1 protein-coding gene is annotated in these 1,196 nt (G+C 65.3%); it reads right to left on the bottom strand.

All coding sequences use genetic code 11. The annotated features are described in order from the left end of the window. On the bottom strand, window positions 1-1,196 hold a 1,196-nt coding region (locus IE243_RS23105), incomplete at both ends, for a hypothetical protein (RefSeq protein ID WP_194624591.1).

The raw sequence follows: 1,196 nt of genomic DNA, 5'->3' as shown, positions 1-1,196 counted from the left end.
CGCCGAGACCGAGAACTTCGGCGTCGACCGTGCCCAGGTTGAGCAGGGCGGTCTGGTTGTCGCTACCGTTCACATAAGCGACTGCGCCAGCGATGTCGGAGTCGATGGTTCCGCTGTTGCTGACCAGCGTGCGGTTGCCATTGCCATCCACATAGGCGCCAGCGCCGAGCGCGCCTGCGTTGATCTCGTGCGTGTTGCTGACGCGCAGGCGGTTGTCGTCGCCATTGACGCCGCCAGCGAGGCCGACGCCGAGCGCGTCGATGGTTCCGCTGTTGGCGACGGTCAGGCGGTTCTGGTTGCCTTCGGCGAAGCCGGCGGCGCCGAGCAAGCCGGCATCGATCTCGCCAGCGTTGCTGACCGAGGCGCGGTTGTTGTCGCCATTGATGTAGGCGGCCATGCCGGCGCCGGCCGTGTCGATCTGGCCGCCAACTTCATTGGTGGCGGTCAGACGGTTGCGGTCGCCGTTCACATAAGCGGCGACGCCCACCAGATCCGCGTCGATCTGGCCGCTGTTGCTGATCTCGGCGCGGTTGCGGTTGCCGTCGACATAAGCCACGGTGCCGACGCCGATGACGTCGATAGCGCCTTCATTGTTGACCACCAGGCGATTGCGATCGCCGTTGACGCCGCCGGCCAGGCCGATGCCAAGCGCCTCGATGCCGCCGTCCGGACCGTTGGCGACGGTCAGGCGGTTGCGGTTGCCTTCGGCGAAGCCGCCGACCCCCAGAACCCCGGCGTTGACCGTTCCGTCATTGCCAACAAAGGCGCGGTTCTGGTCGCCGCTAACGTAGGTGACCATGCCGACGCCAAGCGGATCAGCGTTGATGACGCCGCCCTGCGCATTGATCATGGCGCTGCGGTTGCCGTCGCCATCGACATAGGCGGCCATGCCGATCAGGCCGGCATTGATCTCGCCGTTCGGGCCATTGCCGACGAACAGATTGTTGCCGTTGCCATCCACATAAGCGCCGGCGCCAAGGCCGACCGCGTTGATCTGGCCGTTGTTGCCGACAGCGGTGTTGTTGGCGTCACCGTTTACGTAAGCGATGAGGCCGGCGACACCGGCGTTCACGGTTCCGCCATTCAGAACAGCGGTGTTGTTCTGGGTTCCTTCCACATAGGCGGCCATGCCGATGCCAAGCGGATCGGCGTTGATGACGCCGGTGGGGCCATTGAGCAGGGCGGTGTCGTTGTTC

It is taken from the genome of Camelimonas fluminis, from assembly GCF_014656355.1.
Classification (GTDB): domain Bacteria; phylum Pseudomonadota; class Alphaproteobacteria; order Rhizobiales; family Beijerinckiaceae; genus Camelimonas; species Camelimonas fluminis.
Note: the sequence above shows the minus strand (reverse complement) of the source record. Positions and strands in the feature narration are given on the sequence as shown.